This window comes from Tropicimonas sp. IMCC34011 (assembly GCF_003390865.1).
Lineage (GTDB): Bacteria > Pseudomonadota > Alphaproteobacteria > Rhodobacterales > Rhodobacteraceae > Tropicimonas_B.
The window spans coordinates 187670-207273 of the sequence record NZ_QMEJ01000003.1 but is presented as its reverse complement, the minus strand read 5'-3'; the positions used below and the strand labels follow the sequence as shown (position 1 = coordinate 207273).

General features: G+C 68.3%; 18 protein-coding genes. 6 read left to right on the top strand and 12 right to left on the bottom strand.

Annotated elements, in window-relative coordinates:
* Positions 1–45: 45 nt before the first annotated feature.
* Entirely contained in the window at positions 46–717 is a 672-nt protein-coding gene (locus DQG15_RS10395; protein WP_116085046.1) for an RluA family pseudouridine synthase, read from the bottom strand.
* Between the two features lie 301 nt (positions 718–1018).
* Between DQG15_RS10395 and DQG15_RS10390 the strand changes: the two genes are divergently transcribed.
* The gene (locus tag DQG15_RS10390) at positions 1019–2611 is read left to right on the top strand and encodes an alpha-amylase family glycosyl hydrolase (protein WP_116085044.1); all 1593 of its coding nucleotides are present in this window, start codon (positions 1019–1021) and stop codon (positions 2609–2611) included.
* A 37-nt stretch (positions 2612–2648) separates the two neighbouring features.
* Here the strand turns inward: DQG15_RS10390 and DQG15_RS10385 are convergent, their stop codons facing one another.
* Positions 2649–3119 (bottom strand): GAF domain-containing protein, encoded by a 471-nt coding sequence (locus DQG15_RS10385; RefSeq protein ID WP_116085043.1) that lies wholly within the window; start codon positions 3117–3119, stop codon positions 2649–2651.
* A 79-nt stretch (positions 3120–3198) separates the two neighbouring features.
* On the opposite strand from DQG15_RS10385, the gene DQG15_RS10380 reads away from it, so the two are divergent.
* Positions 3199–3558: an STAS domain-containing protein gene (locus tag DQG15_RS10380; RefSeq protein ID WP_116085041.1), complete on the top strand. Its 360-nt coding sequence runs from the start codon at positions 3199–3201 to the stop codon at positions 3556–3558.
* Positions 3559–3562: 4 nt separating this feature from the next.
* Positions 3563–4072, top strand: coding sequence for an ATP-binding protein (locus tag DQG15_RS10375; protein WP_116085040.1), 510 nt, complete (start codon positions 3563–3565; stop codon positions 4070–4072).
* A 51-nt stretch (positions 4073–4123) separates the two neighbouring features.
* Here DQG15_RS10375 and DQG15_RS10370 read toward each other — a convergent pair whose 3' ends face one another.
* Positions 4124–4612, bottom strand: a complete 489-nt coding sequence (locus DQG15_RS10370; protein ID WP_116085573.1) for a peroxiredoxin — start codon at positions 4610–4612, stop codon at positions 4124–4126.
* 80 nt (positions 4613–4692) lie between these two features.
* Between DQG15_RS10370 and DQG15_RS10365 the strand changes: the two genes are divergently transcribed.
* Together DQG15_RS10365 and DQG15_RS10360 are read left to right on the top strand one after the other, a co-directional pair.
* On the top strand, positions 4693–5916 hold the full coding sequence (locus tag DQG15_RS10365) for an NAD(P)/FAD-dependent oxidoreductase (RefSeq protein ID WP_116085038.1): 1224 nt from the start codon (positions 4693–4695) through the stop codon (positions 5914–5916).
* Positions 5917–5920: 4 nt separating this feature from the next.
* Positions 5921–6490, top strand: coding sequence for an RsmD family RNA methyltransferase (locus DQG15_RS10360; RefSeq protein WP_116085037.1), 570 nt, complete (start codon positions 5921–5923; stop codon positions 6488–6490).
* Between the two features lie 12 nt (positions 6491–6502).
* On the opposite strand, the gene DQG15_RS10355 is transcribed toward DQG15_RS10360, so the two are convergent.
* The 5 genes from DQG15_RS10355 to DQG15_RS10335 form a co-directional block, all read right to left on the bottom strand.
* Complete coding sequence (locus DQG15_RS10355; protein ID WP_116085035.1) at positions 6503–7525, bottom strand: TRAP transporter substrate-binding protein; 1023 nt, start codon at positions 7523–7525, stop codon at positions 6503–6505.
* Positions 7526–7699: 174 nt separating this feature from the next.
* Positions 7700–8314, bottom strand: a complete 615-nt coding sequence (locus DQG15_RS10350) for an outer membrane lipoprotein carrier protein LolA (RefSeq protein WP_116085034.1) — start codon at positions 8312–8314, stop codon at positions 7700–7702.
* A gap of 116 nt (positions 8315–8430) precedes the next feature.
* Complete coding sequence (locus DQG15_RS10345) at positions 8431–11352, bottom strand: DNA translocase FtsK (protein ID WP_116085032.1); 2922 nt, start codon at positions 11350–11352, stop codon at positions 8431–8433.
* 14 nt (positions 11353–11366) lie between these two features.
* Positions 11367–12551: an aminotransferase class I/II-fold pyridoxal phosphate-dependent enzyme gene (locus DQG15_RS10340; RefSeq protein ID WP_116085031.1), complete on the bottom strand. Its 1185-nt coding sequence runs from the start codon at positions 12549–12551 to the stop codon at positions 11367–11369.
* Between the two features lie 153 nt (positions 12552–12704).
* Complete coding sequence (locus DQG15_RS10335) at positions 12705–14042, bottom strand: amidase (RefSeq protein ID WP_116085029.1); 1338 nt, start codon at positions 14040–14042, stop codon at positions 12705–12707.
* Positions 14043–14138: 96 nt separating this feature from the next.
* Here DQG15_RS10335 and DQG15_RS10330 point away from each other — a divergent pair, with 96 nt between their 5' ends.
* Positions 14139–15359 carry a UbiH/UbiF/VisC/COQ6 family ubiquinone biosynthesis hydroxylase gene (locus DQG15_RS10330; protein WP_116085027.1) on the top strand — a complete coding sequence of 407 codons (1221 nt, stop codon included), beginning with the start codon at positions 14139–14141 and terminating at the stop codon, positions 15357–15359.
* Here DQG15_RS10330 and DQG15_RS10325 read toward each other — a convergent pair.
* The 4 genes from DQG15_RS10325 to DQG15_RS10310 all read right to left on the bottom strand — a co-directional run bounded on the left by DQG15_RS10325 (position 15356) and on the right by DQG15_RS10310 (position 19446).
* A complete protein-coding gene (locus DQG15_RS10325) occupies positions 15356–16669 on the bottom strand; it encodes an FtsX-like permease family protein (protein WP_116085026.1) in 1314 nt (437 codons plus the stop codon). The genes DQG15_RS10330 and DQG15_RS10325 overlap by 4 nt on opposite strands.
* Positions 16666–17343, bottom strand: a complete 678-nt coding sequence (locus tag DQG15_RS10320; RefSeq protein WP_232830800.1) for an ABC transporter ATP-binding protein — start codon at positions 17341–17343, stop codon at positions 16666–16668. The genes DQG15_RS10325 and DQG15_RS10320 overlap by 4 nt, the downstream gene beginning before the upstream one ends.
* A gap of 4 nt (positions 17344–17347) precedes the next feature.
* The gene (locus tag DQG15_RS10315) at positions 17348–17767 is read right to left on the bottom strand and encodes a hypothetical protein (RefSeq protein ID WP_116085022.1); all 420 of its coding nucleotides are present in this window, start codon (positions 17765–17767) and stop codon (positions 17348–17350) included.
* Positions 17768–17871: 104 nt separating this feature from the next.
* Complete coding sequence (locus DQG15_RS10310; RefSeq protein ID WP_116085021.1) at positions 17872–19446, bottom strand: alkaline phosphatase; 1575 nt, start codon at positions 19444–19446, stop codon at positions 17872–17874.
* Positions 19447–19604: the final 158 nt, after the last annotated feature.

Sequence of the window (19604 nt, the reverse complement as noted above, 5' to 3'; positions counted from 1 at the left end):
GAAGGCTGTTCTTTTATGGCGATGACGACCGAAGCGGGCGCCCGATCACCTCCTCAGGGCGAACCCGGGCATAAAGGGCGCCGTGAGACATAACCGCTCCTTCGTCACCGGATGCGTCAGCCTCAGTCGCCATGCATGCAGCATCAGGCGCGGGGCGGCGGCTCCGCCATAGAGCGGGTCGCCGTCGATGGGGCAGCCGATGGCCGCGAGGTGGACGCGGAGCTGGTGGGTGCGGCCGGTCTCCGGCCTGAGCGCGAGGAGCGTTCCGCCTCCGCCCGTGCCGAGGGCCCGGAACCGCGTGACCGCCCGTCGCCCCTCGGGGTGCACCATCTGCTTCGGCCGGTTCGGCCAGTCGGACCGCATGGCCCTGTCGATGATGCCGGACCGGTGGGCGGGCGGCGCCGAAGTGACCGCGAGATAGGTTTTCGACACGCCCCGTCGCTCGAACTGAGCGCTGAGGTCGCGCTGCGCGGACGGGGTGCGAGCGAAGACCATGACGCCCGAGGTGTCGCGGTCGAGGCGGTGCACGATGAGGGTGCGGGGGCGCAGGGCAAATAGCCGGGAGAGGAGGCAGTCCTCGAGGTCCGGTGTCTTCCCCGGCACGGAGAGCAGTCCCGGCGGCTTGGAGACGGCGAGAAGCGCGGCATCGTCGTGGAGGATATGGATAGGGCCGTGGGGCGGCGTATAGACCCCACCGCCAGGCGGCGCGATCCTCATACCGGGCGCCCTGCGAGCCGGATGGCGGTGCGTCCCCTGCTGTCCAAGTCTCACATCTCCGAAATGGCGGTGCGCCGAGCCAACAGGACCGGGACCATGCCCAGCCGGTATCGGGCGTGGAGGCTGTCCGTGCAAGCGTATGTCCCGCGCCGCTTCGCTGCTTCACGTCTTCGGGCCGGCGCTCGCCGCCGCCCCCCCGGTCAATCGGTCGCGGGACGCGCGGGTCTCGCGCGCTAGATGAGCCGGGCCGACGGGCAGAGGACCCGATCCGGCAACCGAGCAGTGCAGGACCAGGGGCAAGATGTCAGAGCGTTACACACCGAAGCGGGACGGGTGGCCGAGCAACCCCCTGATCTACGAAATCTACCCGCGATCCTTTTATGACAGCACCGGTTCCGGCGAAGGGGATCTGAAGGGGATCACCGAGAAGCTGCCCTACGTCGCCTCCCTCGGCGTCGATGCGATCTGGGTCGCGCCGTTCTACTGCTCGCCCATGGAGGACGGCGGTTACGACATCTCGGACCACCTCGCCGTCGATCCCCGGTTCGGCACCCTCGAGGACTTCGACGAGATGGTGGAGACGGCTCACGACCTGGGCCTGAAGGTGATGATCGATCAGGTTCTGAACCATGTGAGCTCGGAGCACCCCTGGTTCCAGAAATCGGTCGAGGGGGAGGACCAGTACGCCGACTGGTTCGTCTGGCGCGATCCGAAGCCCGACGGCACGGCGCCCAACAACTGGGTGACGATCTTCGGCCGTCCCGCCTGGACGTGGAGCCCGTACCGCCGCCAGTACTACCTGCACCAATACGCTGAATCGCAGCCTTCGCTGAACCTCGAACATGACGAGGTGAAGGAGCAGCAGAATGAGATCGTCCGCTTCTGGGCCGCCCGCGGCATCGACGGGTTCCGCTTCGACGCGCTCGGCTCGTTCATCACGGACCCCGAGCTGAAGGACAACCCGCCCGCCACGGAAGAGCAACGCGCCTCCATGCAGGTCGGCCTCGAGAATGTCTTCGCCTGGCAGCTTCACGAGTGGGACATGCTTCCCCAGCGCGGACAGGACGTCGCCCGTCGCCTGCGCAAGGCCGCGGGGCCCGAGATGTACATGCTGGGTGAGATGAACAGCCTGATCCGCGGCGTCGAACTCTGCGAGCTTCATTCCGGCGAGGAGAAGATGGACGCCTGTTACGGCGTCGAGTTCAGCGCCGGCGGGATCAGTTCGAAGAACATCGCGAAGGTCCTGAAAGAGCGGCAGATGGACAATGCCTACGCCTTCTGCTTCGGCTGCCACGATACCCCCCGGATCGTGACGGCTCAGGGCGATGGCTCCATCGGAGACGCCAAGTTCCTCGGCCTCGTGGCCGCCGCGATGCCGGGACCGTGGATTCTCTGGCAGGGGGACGAGCTCGGTCTGCCGCAGGCGGACCTGACCCGGAACGAGATCATCGACCTCTACGACCGGTTCTTCTACCCCGTCCATCCCGGTCGGGACGGCACCCGCGTCCCGATGCCCTGGGACGACGACAAGACGCATCACGGGTTCACCGAGGGAACGCCCTGGCTTTCCATGGTGCGCCGTGCCGGCATCCCGGTGCAGCAGCAGGAGGACGACCCCGTCTCCGCCCTGTCCTTCTTCCGGCGACTGATCGAGTTCCGCAAGCGTCCCGCCCTGCGCGGCTCGGGCTGCACGGTGGTGAAGGCAACCGATCAGGTCCTGATCCTGCGCCGCTCGGGGGAGAAGGACGGCGTCAAGGAAAGCATGCTCTGCGTCTTCAACTTCGGCCCCGGCGAGTTCGAGACCCCCATCGACCGCGTCCCGGATATCGCCTCGGGCCCCGTCACCGGCAACCTGCCCGCGCGCACCGGCGCGATCTGGATCGAGGAGGATTGAAGCGGGCGAGGGCGACACGGGAAGGGTGAGGGCGTCCTCAGGTCAGCGCCCGCCCCCCGAACACCGATCCGAGAATGGCTGACAGCGCCTCGGCATCCCGCGCGTCGAAGGCGGAGGGCCGGTCGCTGTCGATATCGAGCACCGCGATCAGCCGCCCTGCCCCGTCCGTCACCGGAAGGACGATCTCCGAGCGGGTGGAGGACGCGCAGGCGATGTGCCCCGGGAAGGCGTCCACGTCCTCGACCAGCTGAACCTCCCCGGTGCGCGCGGCAGCGCCGCAGACGCCGCGTTCGAACGGGATCACGAGGCAGCCATGGCCGCCCTGGTACGGCCCGATCTTGAGAAGGCCGGGTTCGGTGACGCGGTAGAACCCGGTCCAGTCGAAGCGCGCGTCCGAATGGTGGATCTCGCAGGCGAGGGTCGCCATCAGCGCGACCTCGTCGGTCTCGCCCTCTGTCAGGGCCGCAATGCGTTTACCAAGGTCGTCATAATCGCAGCGATCGTCCATCCTGCCCGTCTCCTGCTAACCGGTCCTTCACGGCTCTTGCCCTAGGCTCTCAGCGACGTCCACCGCACGGGAGAATGACATGGACCTGCAGATCGATTCAGGCGCGGTGCCCTATACCGTCGCCTGCACCTGCGAGCGCCTCGATGCTCCGGTCGCCATCGGCTTCAAGGACAGGATGCGGGAGATTCTGTCCGCGGCACCGCGCGAGGTTCTTCTGGATCTGTCCTCCGTCCGCTTTCTCGACAGTTCCGGCCTCGGCGCGCTCGTCGCGGTGCTGAAGTGCGCCCAGCCGGACCGCCGGTTGATGCTGTCGGGGGTGACTCCCGCCGTCGAGAAGGTCTTCCGGCTGACGCGCATGGATACCGTGTTCGAAATCGTGACCCCGATCCCCGACCCAGGCAGCGCGCGCGACACGGCCGGCGCGACGGACGCGGCTTGAGCCGATGGCCCCCTGTCCGGCATCGACGGTTCTGCATCGGACGGATGGAGAGGCGCGCCTGCCCCCGGTGATCGCCGTCTTCCGCAGCGGGCTCCTGAGCGCACGTCTTGCCAGTCATCCCCCCGCCGTGCGGGATTTTCTCGTCGCCCTCGAGAAGTGGATGGATCGCTCGGAGGTCTGCGAAGAGCTCAGAACCTCGACGGAGCTTGTTCTCGCCGAAGTGCTGAACAACATCCTGGAACACGCCCGGCCAGATTTCGCGGCTCCCATCGACGTGACCGTGAGGGCGGGCTGCGATGTGAGATGTCGCGTGATCGACCGCGGCTCCCCCATGCCGGGCCTCGCTCTGCCCCCCGGCCACGGGCAGAGCGTCGATTGCCCGCTGGAGGAGCTGTCGGAGGGGGGCTACGGATGGTTTCTCATCCGCAGCCTGACCCGGGATCTCAGCTACGAAAGAAGAAGCGACAGGAACCGCCTCTTCTTCACCGTCGCCGCGACGGGGGATGTGGAGTGACGCCGGCCGGGCGCAGAGGCCGCCCGGCGGTCCGGGCGGTCTGCCCTCGCGTCAGAGTTCGGCGAGAAGCGCCTCACCTGCCGTCGCCTCGCAGGTGCCGGGGCTCTCCTCGACATGGAGCGCCGTGACCGTGCCGTCGTCGACAAGCATCGCGTAGCGCCGTGAGCGCCCTATGAGGCCCGCCGCAGCAGAGGTGAAATCCATGCCGATCGCCGCCGTATACGCCCCTTCGGGATCCGCCAGAACTTCGATCCCGGCCTCCGTCGCACCGGTCGCCTCCGCCCAGGCCCGCGCCACGAAGGGATCGTTGACGCAGATGCACAGGACGTCGGAGACGCCCTTCTCGGCGAACTGCTCCTTGGTTCTGATGAAGCTCGGCATGTGCGCGGTGGTGCAGACGCCGGTAAACGCGCCCGGCACCGCGAAGATCGCGACCTTGCGGCCCTTCAGCTTCTCTTCAAGCCGGACCGTCTCCGGTCCCTCCTCGCCGAGCCTCAAGAGCGCCGCTCCGGGCAGGGTGTCGCCTGTGGTGATGGCCATGTCGAAAGGTCCCATTGTTGTTCTCGAACGGGGGGGCATGTAGGATCTTGCTCTTCACGCGCCAGCAGGGAAGAGGCGTCATGCAGGACATCGTGGTCATCGGAGCGGGTCAGGCCGGCGCCGCCCTCGTGGCGAAGCTCCGCGCGGAAGGGTATGACGGCCGCCTCACGCTCGTTGGCGAGGAGCCCGCCCCGCCCTACCAGCGCCCACCGCTGTCCAAGGGCTACCTGCTCGGCAAGCTCGACCGGGAGCGGCTCTTCCTGCGGCCCGAAAGCTATTACGCCGACAAGGACATCGACCTGCGCATGAGCGCGCGGGTCGTCGCCATTGACAGGGACGCCCGCCACGTCCTGCTCGAAGGCGGCGAGCGCCTCCCCTACGACGCACTCGCGCTGACCACCGGTTCGACACCGAAGACCCTGCCTGAGGCGATGGGCGGCCGGATCGCCGGCGTGTTCACCATGCGCAGCCTCGCCGATGCGGACGCGCTGGCGCAGGAGGTGCGGCCGGGCGGGCATCTTCTCGTCGTCGGCGGCGGCTATATCGGGCTCGAAGCGGCGGCGGTCGCCCGCACCCTCGGCATGGACGTGACGCTTCTCGAGGCCGGCGCGCGGATCCTCGGACGCGTGGCCTGCGAGGAAACCTCCGAATACGTCCGCAATCTGCACAAGGATGCCGGCGTGCACATCCTGGAGAATGCCGGTCTGGACCGCCTTTACGAAGAAGCGGGCCGGGTTGCGGGGGCGCGGATCGTCAGCGGAAACGAACTTGCGGACGCGACCGAAATCCCCGTGGACGCCGTCGTGGTCGGCATCGGCATCACCCCCGGCACCGCGCTGGCCGAGGCGGCCGGCCTCGAGATCGAGAACGGCATCGCGGTGGACGCGGAGGGCCGGACGTCCGATCCGGCGATCTGGTCCGCCGGGGATTGCGCGTCCTTCCCGTGGCGCGGGCGCCGCATCCGGCTCGAAAGCGTGCAGAATGCCATCGACCAGGCGGAGGCCGCGGCGCGCAACATGCTCGGCGCCGGCGCGCCCTACGATCCGATGCCTTGGTTCTGGTCCGACCAGTTTGACACCAAGCTGCAGATCGTCGGCCTCGGCGGCAGGCATGACCGGGTGATCGTGCGCAATGGTTCGGGCCTGTCCCATTGGTACTTCTCGGGGGAGACGCTCCTGTCGGTCGAGGCGATGAACGACCCGCGCGCCTACATGGTCGGCAAGCGTCTGCTGGAGGCGGGCAGAAGCCCTGCGCCGGATGCGGTGGCGGACCCATCCACCGACCTCAAGACCCTGATGGCCTGACGGGATGCGCATCGTCGCGGGACGGTTCAGGGGGACGGCGCTGACCGGCCCGGGCAAGGGCGCGGCGGAGGCGCTGCGGCTCCGCCCGACGCCGGACCGCGTGCGGGAGGCCCTCTTCTCCATGCTCTTCGCAGGCCACGGCGCGCCTTCGGAAGGCAGCACCGTGCTCGATCTCTTCGCCGGAACGGGTGCGATGGGGTTCGAGGCGCTGTCCCGCGGGGCAGCCCGGACGATCTTCGTGGAGAAGGGGCGCGACGCGCTCGGCCTGATCCGGCGGAACGCGGAGAAGCTGCGTCTCGGCGAAGAGGCGGAGATCGTCGCACGGGATGCGCTCAAGCTCGGGCAGCGAACCGGGCCGGCCGCCTCCCTCGTCTTTCTCGATCCGCCCTATGGAAAGGACCTCGGCGCGAAGGCGCTCCAGGCCGCCCTCGCAGGCGGCTGGATCGCCGGGGGCGCGCTCGTGTCATGGGAGGAGGACGCCGCGATGGACGCGCCACCGGGATGGGACTTGCTCGACACCCGTAGCTGGGGCACCACGCATGTCACGATCCTGAGGGCGCCGGGCGGGGCGTGATCCCGCTTTGCCCTACTCGGCCTCGGACGCGTCCATCAGCCGTCTTGCGTCGGCGACGAGACCGGCCCCATCAAGCCCTCGCCCGGTCGCATCCTCGATCCATGCGTCGGTCACCTCGCGGCCAAGCTCGCGCAGGATCTCCGTTTCCGCCTCGCCGAGTTCGGCGACAGTGTTGCCCGCGGCCTCCAGCATGGCCCGGGCTTCGATATCCCCCTGGTCATAGGCCCGCCCGGCCCATTCGCTGGCCATCAGACCGGAATTGGCATCGATCACGGCCTTCAGGTCCTCCGGGAGCGACTGGTACCATTCCTCGTTCAGCGCCCAGATGAAGAACAGATTGTAGAAGGAGCGATCCCCCGCGACGTCGGTGTGGCTGTCCGCCAATTCGTCGAGCTTGAGGGAGGGCGCCATCTCCCACGTGATCACGCCCCCGTCGAGAACCCCGCGCGCCAGCGCTTCGGGGAAGGCCGGCACCGGCATACCGATCGGCACGGCGCCCAGTTTCTCGAGCAGGAGCGTCGCCGGGCGGGAGGGACCGCGCAGCTTCAGACCGTCGAAATCCTCCGCGGTCTCCAGCGCGCCCCCTTTTTTGTGAACGATACCGGGGCCGTGCATGTGCGCCGCGATCAGGCGCACGTCGGCAAAATCGTCCATCAGGTGCTCTTCGGCAAAATGCCAGGCCGCGCGGCTCGCGACCTCGGCGCTTTTTGGCGTGAGAAAGGGCAGCTCCAGCGCTTCGGCTTCCGGGAAGCGGCCCGGCTGATAGCTCGGAACGACCCATCCCGCATCAATGGCTCCGTCGCGGATGAGATCGTACTGGCTCTGTGCCTTCCCGCCGAGCTGCATGAGGGGGTAGATCTCCACGTCGATCCGGCCGCCCGACTCCGCCTCGATCTTCTCAGCCCAGGGGATGAGGAAGTACTTCGGATTGGACGAGCTGTTGGAGACGAAGTGCTGGATCCGCAGGGTGAACTCCTCTGCGGCGGCGAGGTCGGGGAGCGCGAGAAACGCGGCAGCTGCGAGGATGGTTTTCATGGGGCGGACGGTCTCCAGGGATCGATTGCCCCTTTCTAGGCGAGGGGAACGCTTTCGGGCAATTGCGGGATAGGGCCGGACGGCGCCTTATCCGATCTTTGCGCCACCCATTTTCACGAAAAAGGCTCGCGGCACGGTGCCGCGAGCCCTTCCTCAATTCAAAAGAAGCGCGCCTTAGCCGCGGAAGCCGCGTTTCTGGGCTTCCTGGACGATGTTGAAGAGCGACGGGCGCAGATCGCCGACCTTCTTCAGACCGCCGAGAATAACCGTCGTCTTGGCGCCGGAGCTGTCCGTGATGATCCACTGGCGAAGCTCGACGGGGCTGTCGGTGAACTTCAGCTCGATCGTGCCGTACTCGGGGCGCTGCGGGTCCTGAGCGAGAACCGTGGTCGTCGTTGCATCCGAGGTATGCGAGCGGACCATGTTGGCGCGGTTGAGATCGACATTCTGCGCCAGAATGAGGTTCAGCGGCGTCTGGGACAGCGGATACTGTTCGGGCGGCTGGTTCGACTTGGGATCGAACACCGCGACCTGACCGCCGCCAGCCATGACGAGGCTCGGGGTCGGCGGCGCATATTCGAACCGAACCCGGCCCGGACGCTTGATATAGATCTGGCCGGTGGAGATCGTCCCATCCGGATTGACCTGTGTGAATTCCCCGGTCGCGCTCTGAATCGAGTTCAGGTAGCTCGACAGCTCTCCCAGCGACGCCTTGGCGGCGGCGGGGACGGCCGACCCGACTGCAACGGCAGCAGCGAAGGCGGCAGTGATCAACATGCGTCTGTTCATGAGCCCCAAACTACGCAAGTGGCTCTCGGGTTTCATCCCACGTCTCTTCACGGTCCGCTCAATTTCGCGCGCGTCCGGCAGGGGAGGGGGCGGGGCCCCGCGGGGGGCCTGCCTCCTTACTGCACCTCGGGGACGAGAATCTCGCGCTTGCCGACATGGTTCGAGGCGGAGACGACCCCCTCGTCCTCCATCTGCTCAACGAGACGCGCGGCCTTGTTGTACCCGATGGCCAGCTTGCGCTGGATATAGGAGGTGGAGCACTTCCGGTCCTTGATGACGATGGCGACGGCCTGGTCGTAGAGCGCGTCCTCGCCGTCGGTGTTGCCGCCGGTGGAGAGCCCGAGCACCGCGTCGATGTCGCTTTCCTTGTCGTCGGACGGGCCCTCGACCACGCCTCCGACATAGGAGGGCGGGCCGAAGCTCTTGAGGTGGTTGACGATCTCCTCGACTTCCTCGTCCGAGACGAAGGGACCGTGCACGCGGGTGATGCGGCTGCCGCCGGCCATGTAGAGCATGTCACCCATGCCGAGAAGCTGCTCCGCCCCCATCTCCCCGAGGATGGTCCGGCTGTCGATCTTGGACGTGACCTGGAAGGAGATCCGGGTCGGGAAGTTGGCCTTGATCGTGCCGGTGATCACGTCGACCGACGGGCGCTGCGTCGCCATGATGAGGTGGATGCCCGAGGCCCGCGCCATCTGCGCGAGGCGCTGGATGCAGGCTTCGATCTCCTTGCCGGCGACCATCATCAGGTCCGCCATCTCGTCCACGACCACGACGATGAAGGGGATCGTCTCGGGCTGGAATTCCTCGGTCTGGAAGACGGGTTCTCCGGTCTCGTCATCGAAGCCCGTCTGCACGGTGCGGGAGAACAGCTCTCCCTTGGACAGCGCCTCGCGGACACGGCTGTTGTAGCCCTCGATGTTCCGCACGCCCATCTTGGACATCTTGCGATAGCGGTCCTCCATCTCCGCCACGACCCATTTCAGCGCCACGACGGCCTTCTTGGGATCGGTGACGACCGGGGAGAGCAGGTGAGGGATGCCGTCGTAGACGCTGAGTTCCAGCATCTTGGGGTCGATCATGATCAGGCGGCACTCTTCGGGGCTCAGCCGGTAGAGCAGCGAGAGGATCATGGTATTGATGGCCACGGACTTGCCCGAGCCGGTCGTCCCCGCGATCAGCAGGTGAGGCATCTTGGCCAGGTTCGCGACGATGGAGCGGCCGCCGATATCCTTGCCGAGCGCGAGCGGCAGGCTCTGGGAGCTGTCGCCGTAATCCCGCGCGGACAGGATTTCCCGCAGGACCACCTTCTCGCGGTTGGCGTTCGGCAGCTCGATGCCGATGACGGAGCGGCCGGGCACGGTCGAGACCCGCGCGGAGAGGGCGGACATGGAGCGGGCGATATCGTCCGCGAGACCGATGACGCGGGAGGCCTTGAGACCGGGCGCCGGCTCCAGCTCGTACATGGTGACGACGGGGCCGGGGCTGACCGAAACGATTTCCCCCTTCACGCCGTAATCGTCGAGCACGTTCTCCAGCATCCGGGCGTTTTCCTGAAGCGCCTCTTCGGAGAGGTGATGCCGGGCGATGGTGTCGGGGTTGGTCAGGAGGGAGAGCGGCGGCACCTCGTACTCGTCCACCTTGTCCTCGAAGGACAGGGAGGGCTGCGCCTCGGCCCGCGCGCGGGTGGAGGCCTGAACGGGCTTGCGGACCGGGTGCTGAACCACGGAGCGGGTCTCGGGCGGCGCGGCGCGGGGCACGACGGTCGTCTGGCGCGGCGCGGCCTCCGGAGAGGGCACCGAGGCCGGCGCCGCCTCCAGCGGGTCGAACTCGTCGCTCTCATCCGGCTCGACAACGGCATCGGCGCGGGCCTCGGGTGCGGGCTGCGGAGCGGAGCGGGGCGCTGCGATCGGGGCCGGCGCGACGAGCGGTCCGGGGGCGTCGAGATCCGGCACTTCGACTTCGGCCATCGGCGCCGACGGCACAGCGCCCGGCACCTTGGAGACGAGGAGCGGCTCGCGGCGATGCCGGCGGCCACCCGTCAGGCCGCCCTGGGCGGTGCCTTCGGATGCACCGGGCGCGAGAACGCGCCGGGCGCCGCGTGCGCGGAGGCGGATCGCGTCGTTGATGCGTTCCTTGATACGGTCTTCCTCAGGCGCTTCGACGCCATCGTAATCGGGTAGTTCGGGATCGACGATCTCCGGCTCCGGCGTCCGCTCCACCGGACGACGCACCAGCGTCGAGACGGAAGACAGCAGGCCGATCTTCGGCGCCGGCGCGTCGTCCGTGTCATCGCTGTCGATCAGATCGTCGGAGACAGCCCCGGCGGGGCGAACCGCCAGCTTCGCCTCGCGCCGGCGCTGCGCCGCTGCGCGCGCCGCGCCCGCCGCGCTGCCGGCGCCGCGCCCGAGGAGCTTCACGATCCCGGCGTAGATCAGGATGATGCCCAGCGTGACGTAATGCCAGAAGCGGCGCGCCTCGGCCCGCGTCACGCCGCAGACGAAGAGCAGCGCGACAAGCGCAAGCAATCCCAGCGGAACGGCGAGCAGGCGCACGACGAGCGGGGCCCAGTCCGGCACCAGCGTGATCAGCGCGCCGAGGACCGTATCCCCGAAGAGACCGCCATAGCCGAAGGAATGCGACCAGGACGGGGTCAACGTCGCGGCGTAGACGGATGCCGTCGCCAGCGCGAGAGGTGTGAAGATGGCCCGGCCGAGCGCATGATCCGTGCTGCGATGCAGGATCGTCCGTATGCCCCAGGCGAAGGCGCCGATGACGGCGACCCAGGCGCCCTGCCCCACCACGATCATCAGCGCCGCCGAGACGGAGGCGCCCGCGCGGCCCAGCCAGTTCTGCGCCGGCGCATCGATGGAGGACATCCACGACGGATCGTCGGGGGCGTAGCTGATGAGCATGGCGGCGCCGGCGAGGGCGAGCCCGATCAGCACCAGACCGACGAGCTCACGGCCGCGCCGCTCGATGGCTTCCTGCATCGTGCTGTCGAACAGCGGATCGCGGTGTTTTGCCTGATAAGCCATTCCCGTCCCTCGATTCAGTCGTAGAGCACGTCGCGCAGCCGGTGCAGCGCGCCGCGAAGATCATCGACCGGGGCGACCATAGCCACCCTGACCCGACCGGTCCCCGGAAGCACGCCGTCCGCATCGCCCCGCGCGAAATACGCGCCCGGAAGAATGCGCAGTCCCTGGCCTTCCCACGCCCGGATCGCGGCGTCTTCGCCATCGTCCACCGGAAGCCAGAGGAAGAAGCCGGCCTCCGGCGGCGCGTAGCCCGGAACCTCGCCGAAGATCTCGTCCGCAAGGTCGTACTTCTGCCTGTAGAGAAGCCGGTTTCCTTCCACATGCGTCTCGTCCGACCAGGCGCGCGCGGCGACGGCCTGGATCGGGCCGGGCAAGGGCGCACCGCCCCAGGCGCGCAGGAGCTTCATGCGCGCGATGGCGTCCTTGCCGCCCGCGGCGAAGCCAGCGCGCAGTCCCGGCAGGTTCGACCGCTTGGACAGCGAATTGAAGACGACGAGCCGCTCGGGATCGGTCCCGGCCCGCTGCATCGCCTCGAACGCGCCGGGGGGCGGCACATCGCGATAGATCTCGGAATAGCACTCATCCGCCAGCACGGTGAAGCCATGCCGCTCCGCGAGGCCGAGAAGCGCCTCCCAGTAATCCATGCTCGCCACCGCGCCATGCGGGTTGGAGGGCGAGCCGACATAGACGAGCGCCGTGCGCTGCAGAAGCTCTTCGGGCAGCGCATCGAAGCGCGGAAGGTAGCCTGTCTCCTCGGTCGCGGAAACGAAATGGAGATCCGCGCCGAGCACCGGCGCACCGAGCGTGTAGGCGCCGTAGAACGGATTGGGCGTCAGGATCGCGGGGCGCTGGCCGGCCTTTTCCTCGGGGCAGAGCGCGAGGGCGGCGTGGAAAAGGCCTTCGCGGGAGCCATTGAGGCTGATGATCTGGCTATCGGGGTCGAGGGCCGCGCCGTAGCGCCGCCCGAGCCAGCCCGCGATCGCCTCGCGGAGCGCCTCGGTGCCTTCGTTCTTCGGGTAGCGCGCGAAGCCGCCGACCTCCTCGGCCATGATCTCCGCGACGAAATCGGGCATCCCGTGGCGCGGCTCGCCGATGGTCATGTCGAACGGCTCGGCGCCGGGCGCACGTCCGTCGAGGAGCTTCCGCAACCGCGGAAACACGTAATCCGGCAAGCTTGAGAAGCGCCCGGGGAAGGTCATGCGCTATACTGCGTCACTGCTGTCTGCCTCATGCGGGATCGTTTGCGCCCCGCTCTTTGTGAGGAAAGTAACCGGGCGCGGGGCGCCGGTCCAGAATTGTGGCACCCCCCGCGATAAGATTGTTGCTTTCGGGCCGACAGGCCGGGGTCCGGATCAGCGCGCGCCGATGGCCCGCTCCGCCGCGGCACCGAGCCTCAGGAGCCGCGCTTCGCTGCCCGGCGGCATCAGGAGCGAGACGCCGGTCATCGCTGGGCCCGCCGGCAGGGTGAGGCTGCAGGATCCCATCAGGTTGCCGATCCGGGTATTTCTGAGGCTCAGCTGGTTGCGTTCCGCGAAAGCCTCCTCATCGGCGAGCATGTCCTTCAGCAGGGGCGGCAGAATCGGAACGGTGGGCAGGATCACGGCGTCGTATCCGGCCGTCGCGGCCGTCCATTCGGCGCGAATCCGGTCCAGCTCCCGCCAGGCGGCCACGTACTCCGCCGCCGGAAGGTCCCGCCCGCCGCGGAAGCGCTCGAGGATCGGCGGGTACATTGCCTCCGGATCGGCCTCGATCGCGTCTTTCCAGACACCGTAGGCCTCCGGCGCGAACAGCTTCGGCGAAAGTCCGGCAGCGTCTCGCACGAAGGGCAGCTCTCCCTCCTCGACCCGGGCTCCGGCGGCCTCGAAGGCGCGCCGCGCATGATCGAATCCCTCCGCCGGTCCGTCCTCGATCCCGTCGAAGGCCACCTCTCTGCAGATCAGGAGGCGCATGCCCGAAAGGCTCGCCCCGCAAAGATCCGGCGCCCTGCGGCCGGAGAGAAGCGACAGGATCGCGGCCGCATCCTCCACCGACCGGGCGAGCGGACCGATGCTGTCGAACCGGGGCGCGAGGGGCAGGACGCCCTCCATGGGCAGCGCGCCCACGGACGTCTTCAGCCCAACGAGGCCGTTGAACGCCGCCGGCGCGCGAACCGAGCCGCCGGTATCGGAGCCGATGGCGCCCGGCGCGAGCCCCAGCGCCACCGACACGGCCGCGCCGGAGGACGACCCGCCGGAGACACGGCCTGGATCGAGCGCATTCGGCGGGGACGCCGTCGAGGGGTTCACGCCGAGCCCGGAAAAGGCGAGTTCGGTTTGGTGGGTCTTGCCGAGGCAGACGGACCCACCTGCCGTTGCCGTGGCCAGAACTTGCGCATCCCGCTCCGGCACGCGGCCTTTCAGAAGCGCGCTTCCGCCTTCCGTGGCCGTCCCCGCACTGTCGAACAGGTCCTTCCAACTCAGCGGGACGCCGTCGAGGAAGTGCCGCCTGACCCCCTGTCGCGCCCGCAGGCTTGCGGCCTCCGCTTCGGCGCGGGCGCGCTCCGGCGTGAGGCGGGCGTAGATGCGCGCCCCTTCGGGATGCGATTCGATGGTGGACAGGTACATCTCCGTCAGCTCCACCGGATCGATCTGGCCCGCCTCGATCCCGCGTCCGAGCCCTGATGCGGTCATGTCCTGCCAGTTCGCCGCCATGCGCCCGTGTTCTCCCTGCTTCTGTTCACGAGGGTCTGACGGTACCGGCGCACGGGTGCATGGACAATCCCGGCACCCGGCGTAGGTATCACCGCCATGAAAACCGACTCGGATCTCATCATCGTCGGCGGTGGCCTGAACGGTCCCGCCCTCGCCCTCGCCGCCGCCGATGCGGGGCTGACCGTCACCCTGATCGACCGGGAGGCGAACCCCCGGCAGGCCGGGGAGAACCCACGTGCCTACGCGCTCGCGCATGGATCGGTGAACGTGCTGCGCGCCACCGGCGTCTGGTCCCGCACCGGCGACGGCCAGCAGCCCATCCTCGGCGTCCGCGCCAGCGACGGGCGCGCCGGCGAAGGCGCCTCTCCCCTCGCGCTCATCCTCGATTCGGGAGAGCTGGAGGAGGGTCCCTTCGGCGCCATGGTGGAGGATGCGGTCCTGCGCCGGGCGCTCTGGGAGACCATCGACGCGGCAGAGGGCATTGAGGTCATCACCGGCGTCGAGATCAGCTCCCAGTCGACGGACGGCTCCCGCGCCACAGTGACGCTCGCGGACGGACGGACGCTCTCATCCGCCCTTCTCGTCGGCGCCGATGGCGGCAAAAGCGGTGTCGCCTCGCGCGCGAAGATCAGCCGCACCGGCTGGCGCTATCGCCAGATGGCCCTCGTCGCCACCATCTCCCACGAGAGGGACCACGAGGGCATCGCGCACCAGTTCTTCATGCCCGGCGGGCCGCTCGCGATCCTGCCCCTGACGGGACGGCGGAGCGCCATCGTCTGGTCGGAGGCGGAGGGGATCGCGAAGCATTTCGCCTCGCTGGACGACCCGGGTTTTCTCGCCGCCCTTCGCCCCCGCGTCGGCGGGTTCCTCGGCGAGCTTTCGATCGAAGGCGCGCGGGCCGCGTTCCCGCTGGCGCTGTCGCTGGCGAACCGGATCGTTGAGCCGCGGCTGGCGCTTGTCGGGGAAGCCGCGCAATCGGTTCACCCCATTGCCGGACAGGGCCTGAACCAGGGCCTGCGGGACGTGGCCACGCTGGTCGAGGTGATCGCGGAGGCGCGCAGGCGCGGCGAGGATATCGGCGCGGCGGACGTGCTGGAACGGCACCGCCGCTGGCGCTCCTTCGACCGGGCGGCGCTCGCGACGGCCACCGACGCCTTCGTGCGCCTGTTCTCCAACGACGATCCGTTCCTGCGCGCGTTCCGGGACCTCGGCATGGAAGCGGTCACGCGGGTGCCGGGCCTGCGCCGCGCGGTGATGCGGGAGGCGGCCGGCCTCTCGGGCGACCGACCCCGCCTGATGCAGGGCCTCTCCGCCTAGCCCCTGAGGGATGCGGCAATGGGCTGGCGCAGCACCGCCCATGCGGGCAGGAGCGCCACGAGCGAGACCAGCGAAAGGAAGCCCGCAACGAGGTGCAGCTCCGGCCAGCCGATCCCAGCCGCCATCGCGACATCCGTGCGCGCCGCGACGATGGCGGAGAGCACCTGCGCCGCACCGACGCCCAGGGCCAACCCTATGAGCGCTCCCGCAAGGATGAGCGCTGCACCGAAGCACCAGACCACCGCGAGGATGAACCGGGACGGCGCACCGAGCGCCCTGAGGAGCGCGACCTGCCGCCGGAAGAGCCGCGACAGGATGAAGAGCCCGAGGAGGATCGACGCCGCGACGAGCGCCTGCGTCGTCACGGCCATCAGGGACATCGCCTGCCGCACGTCCCCCATGATCGCATAGAGCCGGGTCAGCACCGCGCCCGGGAAGAACGCCATCGTCTCGTCCTGATTGTCGAAGGTCTGCCGCAGTCCGTAGGCGGAGGCCAGGTCCGCGGCATGAACGACGATGGCCGGCGTTCCGGGAAAGCTCGCGGGGTCGAAGGGCGGGCCCAGATGCGTTTCCCCGATGGCGTGTCCGTTGACGAGACCGTGCGTCTCCCAGACCTGCTCCACGGGCACCAGAATCGCGGTATCCCACGGGGAGCCGGAGGGCGGCAGCAGCCCGGTCACGACGATCTCGACGGCTGCGTGGGCCTCCGAATCGGCCGCGGCACCGTGGCCGTGGGACGGCACGATGATATCGCCGATCGCCAAGCCCGAGCGGGCCCCCGCCAGCGCTTCGGGCACATCTTCCCACATCCGCCCCTCGGCCAGCGCGCCGTCCGCAAGGTAAAGAGCGAAATCCTCCGTCGTGCCAACGATGGGCGCGCCCTTGAAACTGTCGCCGAAGGCCAGCGGCGCGGCGATCTCGGCCCTCGGATGACTGGCGACGCGGTCATACGCCTCCCCGCCGATCAGGCCGATATCGGACGGCTGAAGATAGACGGCGGCGAGAAGCGCCGTGATGTCGCTGCCGGGGCGCGCGACGATGATGTCGAACTTGTCGGCCGCGGCGGCGAGGCCGGTGCGGAGGCTGCGCTCCTGCGAGGTCAGGCCGGTGCCCATCCCGACCGAGACCGCGATGAGCAGGACGAAGGCGAGGGACACCCAGCGGAACCGCCCGATCATCGCCCGCACAAGGGGACCGGGGGCGAAGCCGACGCAGAGGACGGCGCCCGTGAGAATCGCCGGCAGGAGGAGCGCTACGAGGATCAACAGATCCTGCGCAAAGGCAGGAAGGGAAAACCATAGATCGGTCATTGCGCCGTCTCCAGGATCCGGCCGTGCTCGATCGTGATCACACGGTCCATCGCATCGAGAAGAGCGAGATCATGGGACACGGCGATCAGAGTCGCCCCCCTGTCCCGCGCGGCATGGAGAAGATCTTCGGTCAGCTTCACCGAGGCCTCCCGCGGCAGGCTGGCGGTCGGCTCGTCCGCAAGCAGGATCGACGGCGCCCCGGCGAGGGCGCGGGCCACGGCCACGCGCTGACGCTCGCCGCCCGAGAACGTCTCCACGTTGCGCGCGCCCTCCGGAACGGCGAGGCGACGGAGGGCCGCGGCCGCGCGCTCGCGGCGCCCTGCCCTTTCCGCTCGCCGCGCAAAGGCCCCGGCAATGGAGGCGTTCGCCTCCGGCCCCAGCTCCTCGAAGAGAAGGTGATCCTGGAAAATCATGCCGACATGGCTTCGCCGGAACGCGGCGGTGCGGGCGGAACTCATCGCGGCGATGTTCTCGGTGCCCCAGCGCACCTCCCCCTCGACGAACGGTGAAAGCCCGGCGAGCGCGAACAGAAGCGATGACTTCCCGGCGCCGGACGGCCCGCGCACCCCGACCGCTTCACCGGCGGCGATGACGAGGCGAGGCACGTGGACCAGTTCGCGACCGCCGCGTCGCCCCCGGACGACAAGGTCATTGATCTCGAGGGAAAGTGGCACGGGATCAGGCGCTCCACGCAGCATCTGCAAGACGGACGCGGCTGACGAAGCCGGTCTCCTCATCCGTCATCGCGCCGAGTTCGAGCACACCGGTCGCCGCGATGTCCACTGTGAAATAGACCGGGTTCACGATGCGCTTGGTATAGACGGCGAGAATGTCGTCCGGCCATTCCGCCTCGCTTTCGCAGAACGGACAAACCGCCATCGGCCGCTTGGTCAGGACGAAGAACTGCGAGTTGGCCTTGAGGGGCGGGGCCATGAACCCCTCGACCGTCACGCGCTTCCCCTCGTGGGACAGGGCGAGATCCGTGAAACTGCCGTCCTTTCGGTAGAGATCCCTCAGCTTCACGGTCTCGGCGGCACGGGCGAGGCGTGGCATGGCGAGGGTCGCGATGCCGCTGGCAAGGAGGGTTCTGCGATACATGTCGGGATCCTCTTGGGGTGCGGGAGGCATCTGCCCGGAACGGAAGCGGAGGAGGACCGCGCGCGGCGCCCCTCCCCCGGTGTCGTCACGCCGAAGCGGCGTGGTTACTGGTCAGCGCCCATCGCGGCGTGATGCATGACGTGGAAGATGTAGTTCTGCTCCACGGTGCCGTCGATCAGGTGCGCCCAGGGGCCCTTGGCGTAGATCGCCACGTCCTCGCCCGAGTGGCTCTCGGAGGATTTGGGGATCAGCGCCTGCTGGAGGTAGTCGATATCCGTCGCATCCTCCTGCGTCAGCTCACCGCGGGAGCCGGAGAAGACCGGAACCTGCGGCTCTTCGGCCTCGGCTTCGTCGGTGGGCTGGCTCGCCTGAACGTCAGCGGCGGTCTCGGCCTCGGAGCCGGCATCGGCGTCCATCTCCGGCTTCAGCACGGAGCCCGGGCCGTTGAGGTAGCCGATGACCGTGTAGGGCAGGCCGTCATCGGCCAGCACGGGCTCACCCGAATGCTCGACCTGGCCCGCCGCGATGTCCATGCAGAGGCCGAGGATCGGCGTACCGCGGCCGCAATAGCCGTTGAATGCGATGGAGTGCTCGTGGTCGGCGGTGACGATGATGAGCGTGTCGGAGTCGTCCGTCATCTCGTCGGCCAGCGCCACGGCATTCGCGAATTCGACGCCGTCCGTCAGCGCGCGATAGGCATTGCCGGCATGGTTGGCATGGTCGACGCGGCCCGATTCGATCTCGAGGTAGAAGCCGTCTTCATTATTCGAGAGGTACTCGATCGCGGTTTCGACCATGTTCACGAGGGACGGCTCGCTTTCGGGGCGGTCCACTTCGTAGGACATGTGGGAAGCGCCGAACAGGCCGAGGACAGGGGCGCCCTCTTCGAGGTTGATCGCCTGAAGCGTCTCGAGATTGTAAGCGAAAGCCGCACCGGCTTCCTTCGCCATCGCGACGAGATCGACGTCGTCCGCGCGGCTGCCCATCATGCCGTCACCGAGATCCGTTCCCTCGGGGGCGAAGGCGCGGGCACCACCACCGAGCGCGATGTCGACCACGCCGGACTGCATGGATTCGAGGAGCTGCGTCGCGATGTCGGAGCAGCCCTCGGGGGCCTCGCCTTCCCAGTTGCGGTTCGCCGTCTTGGCGAAGACCGCGGCGGGGGTCGCGTGCGTGATGCGCGCCGAGGTCACGATGCCGACGGACTTGCCGGCGTCCGAGGCCAGCTCGGCGAAGGTCGTCAGCTTGTTGCCCTCTTCGGACTCGCACTGGTCGTGAATGCCCTCTTCGCTGAGGTTGATCGTGTTGAAGACCTGCTTGACGCCGGTGTTCATCGCGCCGGCGGTCGGCGCGGAATCGGGCGTCTGGGCGTTGATGTTGTAGGTCTTGGCGAGGGCGAGGTTCGGGTAGGTCTCGTAGGGGAGGACGTGCTCCTCGCCGAGCTTGCCTTCTGCCTGGCCGGCGAAGATGCGCGTGGCGTAGTTGGTGCCGACACCGTTGCCGTCCGCGACGAAGAGGATCACGTTGAGCGCGCGGTTCGTGTTCTGCTGGCGCTCGATCATGTCGTTCAGGACGCCTTGGGCATCGGTGTACCACTGGCTGTCGGCCTGCGGCAGGTCCTGCGCGCCGGCAGCGGTGGCGGCCAGGACGGTAGCCATGGCGGTGAGTGTCGCTTTCATCGGAAGTCCCCCGGATATGCGGCGATTGTTATCGGCGCCGGGATAGGGCCGCGATGTGACACTGCCGTGAACGAGGGAAAGACCGGGTGACCTTTTTCCAATGCACTCAATAAGTTACTGTATATCGTAACGGTTTTTTAACGATAGTCCTCTTTGGA